Annotated in this window: 15 protein-coding genes; 7 read left to right on the top strand and 8 right to left on the bottom strand. The window is 70.9% G+C overall.

Annotated features, from left to right (window positions below; translation table 11 throughout):
- Positions 1 to 402, bottom strand: coding sequence for a helix-turn-helix domain-containing protein (locus tag WBA97_RS01580; protein ID WP_424228882.1), 402 nt, complete (start codon positions 400 to 402; stop codon positions 1 to 3).
- A 145-nt stretch (positions 403 to 547) separates the two neighbouring features.
- Here WBA97_RS01580 and WBA97_RS01575 point away from each other — a divergent pair, with 145 nt between their 5' ends.
- Positions 548 to 1,270, top strand: a complete 723-nt coding sequence (locus WBA97_RS01575) for a VOC family protein (RefSeq protein WP_424228817.1) — start codon at positions 548 to 550, stop codon at positions 1,268 to 1,270.
- Here the strand turns inward: WBA97_RS01575 and WBA97_RS01570 are convergent.
- Complete coding sequence (locus WBA97_RS01570; RefSeq protein ID WP_424228881.1) at positions 1,214 to 1,879, bottom strand: AAA family ATPase; 666 nt, start codon at positions 1,877 to 1,879, stop codon at positions 1,214 to 1,216. The genes WBA97_RS01575 and WBA97_RS01570 overlap by 57 nt on opposite strands.
- A gap of 19 nt (positions 1,880 to 1,898) precedes the next feature.
- Positions 1,899 to 2,264, bottom strand: a complete 366-nt coding sequence (locus WBA97_RS01565; protein WP_424228816.1) for a zf-TFIIB domain-containing protein — start codon at positions 2,262 to 2,264, stop codon at positions 1,899 to 1,901.
- 127 nt (positions 2,265 to 2,391) lie between these two features.
- Between WBA97_RS01565 and WBA97_RS01560 the strand changes: the two genes are divergently transcribed.
- The 4 genes from WBA97_RS01560 to WBA97_RS01545 all read left to right on the top strand — a co-directional run bounded on the left by WBA97_RS01560 (position 2,392) and on the right by WBA97_RS01545 (position 7,254).
- Positions 2,392 to 3,744: an MFS transporter gene (locus tag WBA97_RS01560; protein WP_424228815.1), complete on the top strand. Its 1,353-nt coding sequence runs from the start codon at positions 2,392 to 2,394 to the stop codon at positions 3,742 to 3,744.
- Positions 3,741 to 5,660: a helix-turn-helix domain-containing protein gene (locus tag WBA97_RS01555; RefSeq protein WP_424228814.1), complete on the top strand. Its 1,920-nt coding sequence runs from the start codon at positions 3,741 to 3,743 to the stop codon at positions 5,658 to 5,660. Before WBA97_RS01560 ends, WBA97_RS01555 begins: the two co-directional genes overlap by 4 nt.
- Before the next feature lie 42 nt (positions 5,661 to 5,702).
- Positions 5,703 to 6,041 carry a YdeI/OmpD-associated family protein gene (locus WBA97_RS01550; RefSeq protein WP_424228813.1) on the top strand — a complete coding sequence of 113 codons (339 nt, stop codon included), beginning with the start codon at positions 5,703 to 5,705 and terminating at the stop codon, positions 6,039 to 6,041.
- A gap of 67 nt (positions 6,042 to 6,108) precedes the next feature.
- Positions 6,109 to 7,254 carry an MFS transporter gene (locus tag WBA97_RS01545; RefSeq protein WP_424228812.1) on the top strand — a complete coding sequence of 382 codons (1,146 nt, stop codon included), beginning with the start codon at positions 6,109 to 6,111 and terminating at the stop codon, positions 7,252 to 7,254.
- 83 nt (positions 7,255 to 7,337) lie between these two features.
- Here the strand turns inward: WBA97_RS01545 and WBA97_RS01540 are convergent, their stop codons facing one another.
- Complete coding sequence (locus tag WBA97_RS01540; protein WP_424228811.1) at positions 7,338 to 7,799, bottom strand: hypothetical protein; 462 nt, start codon at positions 7,797 to 7,799, stop codon at positions 7,338 to 7,340.
- A 40-nt stretch (positions 7,800 to 7,839) separates the two neighbouring features.
- On the bottom strand, positions 7,840 to 9,099 hold the full coding sequence (locus tag WBA97_RS01535) for a tannase/feruloyl esterase family alpha/beta hydrolase (protein ID WP_424228810.1): 1,260 nt from the start codon (positions 9,097 to 9,099) through the stop codon (positions 7,840 to 7,842).
- 151 nt (positions 9,100 to 9,250) lie between these two features.
- On the opposite strand from WBA97_RS01535, the gene WBA97_RS01530 reads away from it, so the two are divergent.
- Complete coding sequence (locus WBA97_RS01530; RefSeq protein WP_424228809.1) at positions 9,251 to 10,204, top strand: alpha/beta hydrolase family esterase; 954 nt, start codon at positions 9,251 to 9,253, stop codon at positions 10,202 to 10,204.
- Between the two features lie 47 nt (positions 10,205 to 10,251).
- Here WBA97_RS01530 and WBA97_RS01525 read toward each other — a convergent pair whose 3' ends face one another.
- Genes WBA97_RS01525 through WBA97_RS01515 form a run of 3 tightly spaced genes read right to left on the bottom strand, consistent with a single transcriptional unit; the run spans position 10,252 to position 13,770 of the window.
- Positions 10,252 to 12,576: an FtsX-like permease family protein gene (locus WBA97_RS01525; protein WP_424228808.1), complete on the bottom strand. Its 2,325-nt coding sequence runs from the start codon at positions 12,574 to 12,576 to the stop codon at positions 10,252 to 10,254.
- On the bottom strand, positions 12,573 to 13,250 hold the full coding sequence (locus WBA97_RS01520; RefSeq protein WP_424228807.1) for an ABC transporter ATP-binding protein: 678 nt from the start codon (positions 13,248 to 13,250) through the stop codon (positions 12,573 to 12,575). The genes WBA97_RS01525 and WBA97_RS01520 overlap by 4 nt, the downstream gene beginning before the upstream one ends.
- On the bottom strand, positions 13,243 to 13,770 hold the full coding sequence (locus WBA97_RS01515) for a PadR family transcriptional regulator (protein ID WP_424228806.1): 528 nt from the start codon (positions 13,768 to 13,770) through the stop codon (positions 13,243 to 13,245). The genes WBA97_RS01520 and WBA97_RS01515 overlap by 8 nt, the downstream gene beginning before the upstream one ends.
- Positions 13,771 to 13,816: 46 nt before the next feature.
- On the opposite strand from WBA97_RS01515, the gene WBA97_RS01510 reads away from it, so the two are divergent.
- On the top strand, positions 13,817 to 14,033 hold a 217-nt coding region (locus tag WBA97_RS01510), incomplete at its 3' end, for an ABATE domain-containing protein (RefSeq protein WP_424228805.1).

Here is a 14,033-nt window from a genome sequence, read left to right as displayed (position 1 = left end):
TCACTCCTTGTTGTCAGGCTCAGGCTGTTCGGTGGTGGCCGCGTCCTCGGCCGTGCTTGCGGCGTTCTCGCGGCGGAACGACTCGTAGACGTCGAGCAGCACCTGCTTCTGACGTTCGGTGAGCGTCGTGTCCGCGCGCACCGCGTCGACCACCGGTCCGCCCTGCGGCAGGTCGAGGATCCCGGCCTGTACGTAGAGCGCCTCCGCCGAGATCCGCAGACCCTTGGCGATCTGCTGCAGGATTTCCGCGCTCGGCTTGCGCAGTCCCCGCTCGATCTGGCTGAGGTACGGGTTGGAGACCCCGGCGAGCTTCGAGAGCTGGCGCAGCGAGATCTTCGCGTTGCTGCGCTGCTGTTTGATGTAGTCGCCGATGTCCCGTCCGAGGTCGGCGACCTTGTCCATCGGGTTCTCGTTCACCGGGCCACCTCCTCGTGACGTCTTCGACCGTACGCCCGAGTGCTAGCAGTTGCAAGCGCTCTGCTTGCGGTCGTGGCGCACGTCGCAAGTAGGACCTGATCTGACCTACATGCCCGGTAGCGTGGTCGTCATGAGCGAAGTGAACGAGCGCCAGCCGCTGGGTACGCCCACGTGGCTGGACCTGCGGGTGCCCGGCGTGGCCGAGTTGGCCAAGGCCAAGGACTACTACGGCGGGGTCTTCGGCTGGACGTTCGCCGACGGCGAGCTGGGCACCATGTGCTTGCTGAGAGGCGTGCCGGTGGCCGGGATGCGGACTGGCGACGGCGGCTGGACGGTGCACCTCGCCACCGACGACTGCGACACCACCGCGAAGGCCGTCGTGGCGGCGGGCGGCACGATCGTCGAGCAACCGCACGACGTCGGCGACCTCGGCCGGGCGGCGCTGGCGACCGACCCGACGGGTGCCGTGTTCGGGTTGTGGCAGGGCGGGACGTTCCCCGGCTGCCGCCTGGTCAACGAGCCGGACACGTTGGTACGCAACGACCTCGTGACCGGCGACCCCGGGAAGGCCCGCGAGTTCTACCCCGCGGTCTTCGGCTTCACCCTCGATCGCAACCCGGACCTGCCGGGGTTCGACTTCACGTTCCTGCGCCGCCAGGACGGCCACGAGGTCGGCGGCATCATGGGCATGCCGGGCGCGAAGTCCGCGTGGGGCACGTGTTTCGAGGTCGCCGACACCGACGCGACGCTCGCGAAGGCAGGCGGCGGCACCGTGGACGACACGCCCTACGGCCGCTCAGCCGTGTTCCGCGACCCCTTCAGCGTGGAGCTGTCGATCATCGCGCGTCCCTAGGCGGGACCGGACCCACGCCTCGACGTCGGCGGCCGTCTCGGACACTGGCCGCGTCGTGGTGTCCAGCCTGGTCATCATCGGCTCGGTCCGCGCGGTGCGCATCCACTCCGCGAACTCGATCATCTCGTCGATGCGGCCGGCGTCCCAGCCGCGCCAGGCCGGGCGGGCCATCAACCGCGCACGCAGCACGTCCGCGTCGCACACCAGGGCCAGGTAGTGGATGTCGTCGAACAGCACGCGTTCCGGCCAGGTCTCGAACTGCGGTGGCGCGACCGTGCCGCACAGCACGACGGGACGGCCCGACTGCTGCAGGCTCGCCGCGAGCCGCAGCCACGTCTGCCGGAACGCGGCGGAGTCACCCGTCGGGTCACGCAACGCGCCGACCCACAGCAGATCCTGCTCTGCCACCACGCAGGTGTCGGCGAGCCGGGCGGCCAGCACCCGCCCCACCGTCGACTTGCCAGTGCCGCTCGGTCCGGTGACCGCGAACAGAGGCAGGCGCCGGTACGGCTCTCGGTGTCCACATGCGACACACACGAGAACCGTACCGGCGCCGTCGGTCTCGACCCGCGGTTCGTCGGTCCAGCGACCGCATCCCGCGCAGATCATGGGATTCACGGACGGGACATCAGTCGAACAGTTGCTCGATGAAGCTCTTGCGGCGCCGGTGGCCGTGGCCACCGTGGCCACCGTGCCCGCCGTAGCCGCGCGGGGAGTCGGAGTACCCGCCGCCTTGGTAGCCACGCGGGGAGTCCGAGTAGCCGCGAGGCGAGTCGGAGTACCGCCCCGGCGGCGCACCCTGGTACGGCTGCGGGACCGCACCACCCTGGTACGGCGGCGGCGCGGCCTGGGCCGAGTACTGGCGCTCGGCGTTCAGGATGGCCTCCAGCTCGCCGCGGTCCAGGAAGATCCCACGGCAGCTGTCGCACTGGTCGATGTGGATGCCTTGGCGGTCCACGGTGCGCATCGTGTTCTGACACTTCGGGCAAATCACGCTCGCAACAGTAGCCAGATCCGGTGCACCCAAGCCACCTGTGGCCCCCGTCACCACTTAAACGCCACGTGATATGTCCAGTTCACACATGGTTCACGGGCCGGTGCGAAACCTACCGTTTTTGTTCATGACCAGTGGCCCTGCGCACAATCCCCGCTCCCTCGCCAGGATCGTGTCGGCGAGCCTCGTCGGCACGACCGTCGAGTGGTACGACTTCTTCCTCTACTCCTCAGCCGCCGCGCTGGTGTTCAACAAACTGTTCTTCCCCACCGCCGACCCGCTGACCGGCACGCTGCTCGCGTTCACCACCTACGCGATCGGCTTCCTCGCCCGGCCCATCGGCGGGCTGATCTTCGGTCACTACGGCGACAGGATCGGCCGCAAGAAGCTGCTCGTGATCAGCCTGCTGATGATGGGTGGCGCCACGTTCGCGATGGGCCTGCTGCCCACCTACGCGACGATCGGTATCGCGGCACCGATCCTGCTCACCCTGCTGCGACTGGTCCAGGGCTTCGCGCTCGGCGGCGAGTGGGGTGGCGCGGTGCTCATCGTGTCCGAGCACGGCGGCGCCTCCCGGCGGGGTTTCTGGGCGTCGTGGCCGCAGTGCGGCGCGCCGGGCGGCAACCTGCTCGCGACCGCCGTGCTCGCGGTGCTGGCCGCCGTGCAGACCGACGAGGCGTTCCTTTCGTGGGGCTGGCGGATCCCGTTCCTGCTCTCCTCGGTGCTCGTGGTGATCGGCCTGTGGATCCGGCTCGCCGTCGCCGAGTCGCCGGTCTTCCTCGCCGCGCAACGGAAGGCGGCCGAGCGCGGGGTCGAGGAGAAGGCACCGATCGTGCAGGTCTTCAAGCACAGCTGGCGCCAGGTGCTGATCGCGATGGGCGCGCGGATGGGCGAGAACGTCTCGTACTACGTGATCACCGCGTTCATCCTCGTGTACATCACCGAGTCGCTCGGCCTCGCGAAGTCCGTCGGGCTCAACGCGGTGCTGATCGGCTCCGCCGTCCACTTCGTGTCGATCCCCTTGTGGGGCATGCTGTCCGACCGGATCGGGCGGCGCGTGGTGTACCTGTTCGGCGCGGTCGCGATGGGCGCGTGGGGCTTCGTGTTCTTCGCGTTGCTCGACACGAAATCGTTCGGCGTGATCGCGCTGGCCACCACGATCGGGCTGGTGCTGCACGGCGCCATGTACGGCCCGCAGGCGGCGTTCTTCTCGGAGCTGTTCGGCACGCGGGTGCGCTACTCGGGCGCGTCGGTCGGCTACCAGCTCGCGTCGATCCTCGCGGGCGCGCTGGCGCCGCTGATCGCGGTGGCGCTGCTCGACGCGTGGGACTCGACCCTGCCGGTGTCGCTGTACCTGGTCGCGATGTGCCTGATCACGGTGGTGGCCGTGCTGGTGGCCAAGGAGACCAGGGGCTCGGCGCTCGACGACGACGACGCCAGCCCGCCTGTTCGTGCGGAGGTGGCGCAAGTGACACGATGACCAGCGTGGATGTGGCTGTCAACGACGCGGTGCGCAAGCTGCTCGACCTGCTCGCCAGTGACGCGAGCAGCGAGCAGCTCGCGCACGTGCCGGTGGCCGCGCGCTCGGCGGGACTGTCCGACGAAGAGCACACGGCGCTGGCGCGGGCGACCGAGGTGGCGCTGCGGATCCGGCACACGCTGACCGAGCACCGGCGCCGCGAGGCCGAGCTGCGGGCGTTGTTCGACACGGCGAGCGACCTGTCGAAGCTGCGGGACCTCGACGCGGTGCTGCGGTCGATCGTGCACCGCGCGCGGATGCTGCTGCGGGTGGACCTGTCGTACCTCTCGCTCAACGACGAGGCGGCCGGGACCACGTACATGCGGGTCACGGACGGTTCGGTGTCCTCGCTGCTGCCCCGGCTGCGGATCGGCCACGGCGAGGGTCTCGGCGGTCTCGTCGCGCAGTCGGCCCACCCGTACGCGAGCGCCGACTACCTGTCCGACCCCCGGTTCGCGCACACGTCGTCGATCGACGACGCGGTGTCGGCGGAACGCATGGTCGGCATCCTCGGCGTGCCGCTCATGCTGGGCAGCAAGGTGATCGGCGTGCTGTTCGCCGCCGACCGGCAGCGCCGCGAGTTCACGGCGGAGGAGGTCGCGCTGCTGTCGTCGCTGGCCGACCACGCCGCGATCGCGATCGACAACGCGCAGCTGCTGGACGAGACCCGGCGCGCGAACGAGACGATCAGCGCGGGCAACGAGTCGATGCGCCGCGCCGAGGACGCCCACGACCGGCTCATGGAGCTGGTGCTGCGCGGCGGCGACGTCGCGGAGGTGGCGGCCGAGGTGGCCGTGGTCCTCGGCGGCGGCATCGTCTTCTTCGACGCGACCGGCGCGGAGCTGGCGCGCGTGCCAGCCGCCGCCCCACCGGTCGTCGGCACCGGCAATGCCGCCACCCGGTCCGGTTTCGCGGGCGCGGTGGCGTCGGCGATCTCCTGGCCGGAGGAGGCGGCCGCCGCCTCGCGGGTGGCGGGCCGGGCGGTGCGGGTCGGCGACCAGTGGGTGTGCGCGGTGCTGGCGGGTCCCGAGCTGCTCGGCAGTCTCGTGCTGACCGGCCGGGCGGCACTCGACGAGGCGGACCGGCGGCTGTTCGAGCGGGCGTGTGTGGTGGCGGCGCTGCTGTTGCTGCTGCGCCGGTCCGTCGCCAAGGCGGAGGACGAGGTGCGCGGCGAGTTGCTCACCGACCTCCTCACCACGCCGGACCGCAACCCGGCCGCGCTGCTCGCCCGCGGCGCCAGGCTGGGCATCGACCTCGCGGCGCCGCACGCGGTGCTGATCGCGCACGTGGACGGCGTGCCGAGGCGCAGGCTGGCGATGGCGTGCGGCCGGTTCGCGACGCTCGTCGGCCTGCACGCCGAGCAGGTGGTGCTCCTGGTGGCGGACGGCGACCCGTCCGAGCTGGCCGGACGGCTGGCGACGGCGCTGAGCACGTCCGTCGAGGCGCCGGTGACGGTGGGCGCGTCCGGCCCCGCGGCCGGCCCGGCCGCGCTGGCGTCGGCGGCCGACGAGGCACGCCGGTGCGTCCGGTCGCTGCTCGCGCTGGGCCGGTCCGGGCACGGTGCCGCGCTGGCGGACCTGGGTTTCGTCGGTCAGCTGATCGGCGACCGCACCGACCTGGCCGGGTACGTCGGCGCCACGCTCGGGCCCGTCCTCGACTACGACCAGCGCCGAGGCACCGACCTGGTGACGACGCTGCAGGCGTACTTCGAGTGCGGCACCAACCTGACCCGTGCCAAGGAGGTGCTGCACGTCCACGTCAACACGGTCGTCCAGCGCCTCGACCGCATCGCGTCCCTCCTCGGTGAGGACTGGCAGACCCCGGCACGCGCACTCGAGATCCAGATCGCGCTGCGCCTGCACCAACTCCACGGGTAAAGCGCTCAGTCGGTGAGCACTTTGACCGGGAGCATCGGCCGCATGGACATCATCGAGGTACGCGACGCGGGCGAATGGCGCGAATGGCTGACCAGGAACGGCCGCTCGGCCGACGAGGTCTGGCTTGTGCTGCCGCACAAGGGGATTCCCGGCGTGCGGTACCAGGAAGCCGTCGAACAGGCCCTGTGCTTCGGGTGGATCGACGGACTGCACCGCAAACACGACCCCGGGCACTCGCGGCTGCGGTTCACGCCCCGGCGCAGGCGCAGCTCGTGGAGCGCGCTGAACCGGGCACGCGCCACCCGCCTGACCACGGCGGGCCTGATGACCGACGCCGGTCAGGCGGCCATCGACCAGGCAAAGGCAACCGGCGCCTGGTAGCGCCGCGCCCGGAACTGATCATGCGGTTCCGGACCATGGCCGGTGCGGGAGCTGGCACAGTGGCCGGGTGCTGCCGCTGTTGATCGCATTGGGGGTCGACAACTTCGGGTCGGGCCTGTTCCTGCCGCTCACCCTCGTCTACGTGACCCGCGAGGTCGGGTTGCCGCTCGCCGTCGCCGGCGTGACGGTGACCGCCGGGACCGTCGTCGGGCTGCTCGTGCCGCCGGTGGCGGGGCGGTTCGTCGACCGGGTCGGGCCGCGGCCGGTGGTGATCGCGTCGCAGGTGGTGCAGGCCCTCGGGGCAGCCGGGTTCCTCGTCGCGGACGGCGTGTTCACGGTCGCGGTCGCCGTCTGCCTGCTCGCGGCCGGGCAGCAGCTGTTCTACAGCTCGCTGTTCGCGTTGATCTCCGACGTCGTCGGGGACCGCCAGAAGGACCACCCGTTCGCGGTCGTCGGCATGGTGCGGTCGGCGTGCTTCGGCGTCGGCGCGCTCGCGGCAGGCGGCCTGCTGACGTTCGGCGGGCTGCGGGCGGCGGTGGCGCTGAACGCGGTGAGCTTCGCGGTCTGCGCGCTGCTGCTCGCGTGGCGGGTCCGGGCGCCGCACACGCCCGTGGCCCGCACGTCCGGCCGGATCTCCCGGCGGTTCGTCGGGATCGTGGTCGTCACCGGGCTCGTGGCGCTCGGCACGGACTTCTTCCTCGTCGGCATGCCCGTTTACGTGCTGGACCTCGGCAGCCCGGTGTGGCTGCCGGGCGTGATCCTGGCGCTGCACACGGCGGTGACGAGCACGTGCGGGACGTTCGCCGTCCGTGTCACCGGGCACCTGCCGCGCACCACCACCCTGGCGAACGCGGCGGTGCTGCTGGCCGTGTGGTGCGCGCTGTGCCTGGTGGCCGTGGCACTGCCCGCGGGCTGGCGCCCGGCGTGGTTGCTGGTGACGGCGCTGGTGCTCGCGGCGAGCAGCACCCTGTTCGGGGCACGGTCGAACGCTCTCGCCGTGGCGATGGCACCCGCCGAGTCGCGGGGCCGTCACCTGGCGGCGTTCCAGTACGCGTTCACCGTGCCCGTTGTCCTTGCCCCCGCGGTGGTGGCTCTGTTCGCGGCGGGAGTGTGGGTGCCGTGGGCCGTGGTGGCCACGTGCGCGGCGGCGGGCGCGATGGCGTTCCAGTGGCTCGGCACGCGCCTGCCCGAGGAGGCACTCAGCACACGGTGAGCATTATTCCGTGGCCTTCGGATGACCCGTGCCGGCCGCCTGAACCCACACCGTGTGGCGCTGCTCGTCGTCCTCGCGCTGGGTCACGACGTGGGCGGAGCGGGCACCGGCCCGCGGTCTTCACCGTCTTCGGTGAGCGCGGCGAACAACTCGGGATCGGCGTGGACCTCGGCGGTGTGCCGCCACTCGGTGATCACCTGGACCACCGGGGCGGGGCTGTCCAGCTCCTCGATCGCGCGCAGGGTGCCGATCAGCTCGATGAGGAACGCCTGCACATCCTCCCTGGGGAGGAACCGCACCCACGGGAACGCTTCGGGCATCACGTCGAGCAGCAGCGACCGCGCCTGCTCGTCGTGCTGCATGAGCGCGACGAACATGCGTGTCGTCGCCGAGATCATCTCGGTGTTCTGCTCGGCTCGGGCAGCAGTGGTGAGCATGAGATCCTCGTCGTCGCGGCGACGCAGCCGCAGGTCCCGCGACCGGCCCAGCTTGGCCACGGTGTCCTTCGGCTTGTTCACCAGTTCAGAGAACAGCACCTCGGTCATGACTTTCAAAGTACTTGAAAAGTCTGCGGGTGTCCACGCCTCAGCGGAGCCAGTTCTCCAGTTCGGTGACCGCCTTCTGGAACTCCGGGGCCAGCGGGACGAGCTTGTCCGGGAAGGTGTCGACCAGGCCGTCGGTGTGGTTGCCGCCTTCGATGCGGTGGTAGTGGTGCAGCCGGGAGCGGCCACGGTCGCGGATCATCTCGGCGTACACGTCGCTGCTCTGGCTGATCGGGAGCAGGGTGTCGAGGGTGCCGTGCAGCGTGATCAGCGGCTTGCCGATGCGGCCGGTCAGCGCGACCTTCGCCACCGCGGCGTGGACCGTCCTCGGGACGGACGCGTAGTCGTAGTCCGCGTCGCAGGCCGGGGTGCCGCTCGCGCAGTACGGGGTGCCCGCGTCCAGCGCGCCGTCGAAGGCCGGGTCGAACTCCTCGCGGTACGTGCGTTGCGTGAGGTCCCAGTAGACCTGGTTGTGGAACGGCCACAGGAACTCCGAGCCAGGCGCGTACCCCGCCGCCAGCATCGCGTCGTGGGCCTGCGGCGAACCGGCCGCGTAGGCCGGGTAGTTCCGCAGCGCGGCGGGCAGGAACGTGAACAGGTTCGGCCCGTCGGTGCGCCACAGCGTGCCCTCCCAGTCGATGCCGCCGTCGTACAGCCACGGCACGTTCTCCAACTGCCAGCGCACCAGGTAGCCGCCGTTGGAGATGCCCGCCATCACGGTGCGGTCGGGGAGGCGGCCATATCGTTGCGCCACAACGGCTTTCGCGGCGATCGTCAGCTGGGTGACGCGCTGGTTCCACTCGGCGAGCGCGTCGCCGGGGCGTCGGCCGTCGTGGTAGAAGGTGACGCCGGTGTTGCCCTTGTCGGTCGCGGCGAACGCGTATCCCTTGGACAGCACGAAGTCCGCGATCGCGCGGTCGTTCGCGTACTGGCGCCGCGAACCGGGCGAGCCCGTCACGACCAGGCCGCCGTTCCACCGGTCGGGCAGCCGCAGCACGAACTGCGCGTCGTGGTTCCACCCGTTGTTGGTGTTCGTGGCGGAGCTGTCCGGGAAGTACCCGTCGACCTGGATTCCCGGCACGCCACTGGGTTGCGGCAGCGACGCCTGTGTGAGACCCGCCCAGTCGGCGGCGACGGTGTGGCCGGACGCGACGGTGCCCGCGGTCGTCAGCTCACCGAGACACGACACCACCTGCCGCTGCGCCATCGGCACATGGAGCCGGGCACAGGACTCCGCCGCGGCGGTGGACACGGGCGAGACGACGGCAGCGACCAAGGCTACGACGACCAGTGCAGCACGCATACCGCAGAACGTAGAAGCCTTCCATGCGCACGGAAATGAGCACAGCCACCACAAACCGGTCCGCGAATGTGGTGCCGGCCACCCTCAACACACCGCAAGCGCCCACCTACCGTGAGTGAGGTACGCCGAAACACAACGAGGTGGTGACGGCATGTTTCGACCAGCATCCGTGGCCGTGGTGGCCACGCTCCTGCTCACGCTCATCGGCGCGACCCCCGCAGCGGCCGCCATCGAGCCGGTGCCGAGCTTCGGCAGCAACCCGGGCAACCTGAAGATGTTCCGTTACGTCCCAACGGGTCTGCCCGCGGGCAGACCCGTTGTCGTCGCACTGCACGGCTGCACGCAGAACGCCTCCGGGTACGGCACCGGTGCCGGGTGGACGGAACTGGCGGACCGGATGAAGTTCACCGTGGTGTTGCCGGAGCAGCAGAGCGGCAACAACTTCAACAAGTGCTTCAACTGGTTCGAGCGGGGGGACACCACCCGCGGCCAGGGCGAAACCGAGTCGATCGCGCAGATGGTGCGGACGACGATCACCGACACCGGCGCGGACCCGGCGCGGGTGCACGTGACCGGGCTGTCGGCGGGTGGCGGGATGACGGCGGTCATGCTGGCGACGTACCCGGACATGTTCGCGGGCGGCGGCGTGGTGGCGGGCATCGCCTACCGGTGCGCGGCGAGCATGGTCGACGCGTTCTCGTGCATGAACCCCGGCAAGAACCTGACTCCCGCAGCGCTGGGCGACGCGGTCCGGGCGGCCTCGCCGCACACGGGCCCGTGGCCGACGGTCAGCGTCTGGCAGGGCAGCGCCGACTACACGGTGGCCCCGGCGAACGCGACCGAGCTGGTCGAGCAGTGGACGAACGTGCACGGCATCCCCGCGACCCCGACCAGCACCGACACCGTCGCGGGCTACCCGCACGCGGTCTACGCGGCGAACGGGCGACCGGTCGTCGAGACGTACACGCTCACCGGCATGGGCCACGGCCAGCCGCTCGACCCGGGCACCGGTGAGCAGCAGTGCGGCACCGCGGGTGCCTACCTGCTGGACGTCAACATCTGCGCCGCGTGGCACATGGGCACGGCCTGGCACCTGGCCGGGTGACCCTCCGCCGGGAGAGGCGGCCACGCCTCTCCCGGCGGACCCCCGGCCTACTCGGTCCGCAGCGCCGACAGGCGGGTCGCGTTGCGGAGGAACGGCATGGTCATCGCGCTCACCATGAGGCTCAGGGCGATCGCGCCCGCGCACAGGACCGCGACACCGGCCCAGTCGACGACCAGCGGGTCCTTCGACAGCCGCATCACCAGCGCCGCGAGACCGACGCCGGTGATCACCGCGACCACCACGCCCAGCACGATCGGCAGCGCGACCTGCCACAGCAGCGACCGGCCGAGCACCCCGCGCGGGACACCGCTCGCCGTGAGCATGGCAAGGGTGCGGCGCCGCTCCCGGATGTGTTCCAGCGCCAGCACCAGCAGGCTCACCCCGGCCAGCAGCAACGTGAAGATCGACCCCGCGTACAGCCCGGTGCGGATCGCCACATACATCCGCTGGTCGCCGTTGAGGTCCGGCCCCGTGTTGTACGAGTACAGACTGGTCTCGATGCGGTACGCAGCGACCGAGTTGCGGATGCCTTCCAGCTGGTCCGCCGAGAGATCGGGGTCGACCATGGCGTACAACGTCGACGAGTCCTCGTCCCGCTGCGGCGAGTTGGGGAGCGCGGCAGGGGTCAGCACGACCTGCGAGTAGACGTTCGAGTTCTGCGGCCGGTCGAAGTACTGCGCGTCCTCTGGGATGGACCACGAACCGGTGACCCGGTAGTTCTCCGGATCCCACTCCTCGTCCGGCTTGTTCAGGTACTCGCGCTCCTCGAGCGCCATGCCCGGCTCGAGCGGCGGCTCGTAGTCGTCGTTCATCAGGAACACGTCGCCGTCGGCGCACCCACGGACGCCGATCAGGTCCCGAATCGCGGCACAGTCCAGCACGACCCCGCCGACCGAGTTGTCCCGCCGGTCCTTCTCGTAGAAGGACGTGAAGCGCATGGCGTGCACGTCCCGCACCCCGTCCGCGGCGGCCAGGTCCCGCGACACCGCGTCCGCGATCTCCGGGCTGGAGTACACCTCGACCGCGCCGGGCGGCTGCTCGGTGCCGCCGGGGAGCCCGACCGCACCCTCGACCGACATCAGCACGGTCTGCAGCGTGATGGCGCCGGCCAGCACGACCGCGACCCCGCCGACGACCCGCGCGGACGTGCCGCTGTCCAGCTGCAGCCTGCGGATCGCGAGCAGCCACGACGTCGGCCCGCCCGACACCCGCCCCGCCACCCGCTCGACCAGCCACGGCAACAGCACCGGCACGCCGACCAGCAGCAGCGCCGCGCCGCCGCTCACCGCCATCGCCCACGTGTCGCTGGACTCGTCCGCGCCGAGCTGCGTGGTCAGCAGCACGACCCCCAGCACGATCAGCGCCAGCCGCCACCACAGGCGCCTGCGGATCGGCTTGCTCTGCCGCACGACGCCGAGCGGCTCGATGATCGTGCGCCGCAACGCGAACAGCGCGGTGAGCACCGACAGCGCGGGGATCAGCAGCACGATCAGCACGGTCAGCGCCGGGTCGGGCACCACGTCGGAGACGTAGGCCCTGGCGCCGAACAGGTCGACGCCGTCGGCGAACCGGCGGGCCACCAGGAACACCGCGAAGCCGAGCACCAACCCGGCGAAGGCGCCCGCCAGCGACTCCGCGGCCGCGATCCGGCGGACCTGCCGCGAACCGGACCCGACCAACCGCAGCGCGGAGAGCCTGCGGTCCCGCTCGGCACCCGCGATCCGGCTGGCGGAGGTCACGAAGATGAACACCGGCAGCAGCAGCACGACCGCTCCCACCAGAATGAGCGCCAGCATCCCGGCGTCCAGGTCGTTCGGGGTGGGTGGGGAGCCGAACCCGTAGGCCGAGGTCACGCTGGGCACGCTCTCGAGGACCGCCAGGTCGGCGCCGACCCACGCCGTGAGGTTCCCCGGCATCTGCACCAGCCCCTGGGGGAGCGTGCCGACGATCTTCTCCGGCAGCCGAGGCGCCAGCAGTTCACCCTCCGGTGACGCCAGCAGCTCCGCCAGCGCGGGCGAGGCGTACATCTCGCCCTCGGCAGGCAGCGCGGGCAGCGCGTCCGGCTTGGGCGACGCGGGCCCGCTCGCCGCGACGTAGGTGATGTTCAGCCCGTCGCCGAGGAACTCGGAGTACTTGCGCTCGGTGAAGGTCGGGTCAACGCCCTCGATGGGCTCGGTGCTCGCGAAGTCGGCCATCTGCCGCTGCTGGCGTTCGGCCTGGATGTTGCCCACCGACGCCCCCACCAGCAGCGTCGCGGTCGCGATCGCGATCCCGACGGCGCTGAGTGCGAGCCTCGCCCACGAGGTCCGGCCACCCCCGACGGCCAGCCGGACCCCGAGGACGAGGTCGCTCATCCACCCCCCGGCGATCACGCGAACTCCACCTGCCTCGTGTGCCCGTCGCGCACGATGACCTCGCGGTCGGAGTACGCGGCGACGCGGGGCTCGTGGGTCACGAGGATCACGGCCGCGCCGGTGTCCTTCGCGGCCTCGGTGAGCATGCGCATCACGTGCTCACCGTTGAGCGAGTCCAGCGCGCCGGTCGGCTCGTCGGCGAAGATCACCTTCGGGCCGGTGACCAGCGCGCGGGCGACCGCGACCCGCTGGCCCTGACCACCGGACACCTCGCCGGGCCGCTTGCTCGCGACGTCGCCGACCTCGAGGCGGTCCAGCCACGTGCGTGCCATGGCCTCGGCCGCGCGGCGCTTCATGCCACCGAGCCGCATCGGCAGCGCCACGTTCTCGATGCACGACAGCTCCGGCACGAGCTGCCCGAACTGGAACACGAAGCCGAACTCGGTGCGCCGCAGCGCGCTGCGGGGCTGGTCCGGCATGGCGGACAGCTCCTTGCCGTCGTAGGTCACCGTGCCGGCGTCGGGCTGGATGATGCCGGCGAGGCAGTGCAGCATCGTGGACTTGCCGGACCCGGACGGGCCCATCACGGCCACGACCTCACCGGCGCGGACGGACATGTTCGCGCCGTCGAGTGCCTTGGTCGGGCCGAAGGACTTGACGACGCCGGTCGCCACGAGCAGGGGCTCAGTCATGGGTCACCTGTTTCCTCAGTTCGTCGATGCGAGCGGCCGTCAGCTCCAGCCAGCGCAGGTCGGCCTCGAGATGGAAGAGTGCGTGGTCGCAGATCAGCTGGTCGGCGAGGTCGCCGCCGGACTTGCGGGAGGTGAGCTCGCGCATGGCGCGCAGGTGCGCGTGCCGCTGGGTGTCGAGCACGTCCTGGGCGTCACGCGCGGACATGAGCGCGATGACGATCTTCGTGTAGAGCGTGCTCTGCAGGTACGGCTCTGGCTTCTCCGGCGTCGTCAGCCACGTGCCGACATCGGTGACGCCCTCCGCGGTGACCGCGTACCGCTTGCGGTCCGGACCGCCGCCGTGCTCGACCCCGCTCTCCTCGATCAGCCCGTGCTTCAGCAGCCGCGAGAGGGTCGCGTAGACCTGCCCGTAGTGCAGTGGCCGGTCGTGCCCGAAGTGCTCGTCGTAGGCCCGTTTGAGGTCGTAGCCGTGTCTCGGCCCGCCTTCGAGCAGTCCTAACAGAGTGTGTCCGATCGACATGCCCGCGAACTGTACATGCGGTGTATAGCCACTGTCTATACACCGCATGAATAGCGTTCTGAACAGGCGTTTTTCCGCAAGAACCGGTGTCGGGCCTACAGTGGTTGCCGTGGCAGACGTGGACCTGGTGGTCGACTTCCTGAACACGGTCGACCACGAAGCGCACACCGACGTCCTGTCCGATCCGGGCGCATGGGGACGGTGGCTCGCCGGCCGGGGACTGGCCGACGGGGCGGACGTCCGTGCCGTGCGCACGGCGCTCC

Source organism: Actinophytocola sp., assembly GCF_049647105.1.
Taxonomy (GTDB): domain Bacteria; phylum Actinomycetota; class Actinomycetes; order Mycobacteriales; family Pseudonocardiaceae; genus Actinophytocola.
This window is presented reverse-complemented; position numbering and strand designations above follow the sequence as displayed.

Excerpts from the sequence above, each read along its gene's own strand:
- WBA97_RS01580 (WP_424228882.1), bottom strand. The coding sequence starts at position 402 with ATGGACAAGGTCGCCGACCTCGGACGGGACATCGGCGACTACATCAAA.
- WBA97_RS01575 (WP_424228817.1), top strand. The coding sequence starts at position 548 with ATGAGCGAAGTGAACGAGCGCCAGCCGCTGGGTACGCCCACGTGGCTG.
- WBA97_RS01570 (WP_424228881.1), bottom strand. The coding sequence starts at position 1,879 with ATGATCTGCGCGGGATGCGGTCGCTGGACCGACGAACCGCGGGTCGAG.
- WBA97_RS01560 (WP_424228815.1), top strand. The coding sequence starts at position 2,392 with ATGACCAGTGGCCCTGCGCACAATCCCCGCTCCCTCGCCAGGATCGTG.
- WBA97_RS01555 (WP_424228814.1), top strand. The coding sequence starts at position 3,741 with ATGACCAGCGTGGATGTGGCTGTCAACGACGCGGTGCGCAAGCTGCTC.
- WBA97_RS01550 (WP_424228813.1), top strand. The coding sequence starts at position 5,703 with ATGGACATCATCGAGGTACGCGACGCGGGCGAATGGCGCGAATGGCTG.
- WBA97_RS01540 (WP_424228811.1), bottom strand. The coding sequence starts at position 7,799 with ATGACCGAGGTGCTGTTCTCTGAACTGGTGAACAAGCCGAAGGACACC.
- WBA97_RS01535 (WP_424228810.1), bottom strand. The coding sequence starts at position 9,099 with ATGCGTGCTGCACTGGTCGTCGTAGCCTTGGTCGCTGCCGTCGTCTCG.
- WBA97_RS01530 (WP_424228809.1), top strand. The coding sequence starts at position 9,251 with ATGTTTCGACCAGCATCCGTGGCCGTGGTGGCCACGCTCCTGCTCACG.
- WBA97_RS01520 (WP_424228807.1), bottom strand. The coding sequence starts at position 13,250 with ATGACTGAGCCCCTGCTCGTGGCGACCGGCGTCGTCAAGTCCTTCGGC.
- WBA97_RS01515 (WP_424228806.1), bottom strand. The coding sequence starts at position 13,770 with ATGTCGATCGGACACACTCTGTTAGGACTGCTCGAAGGCGGGCCGAGA.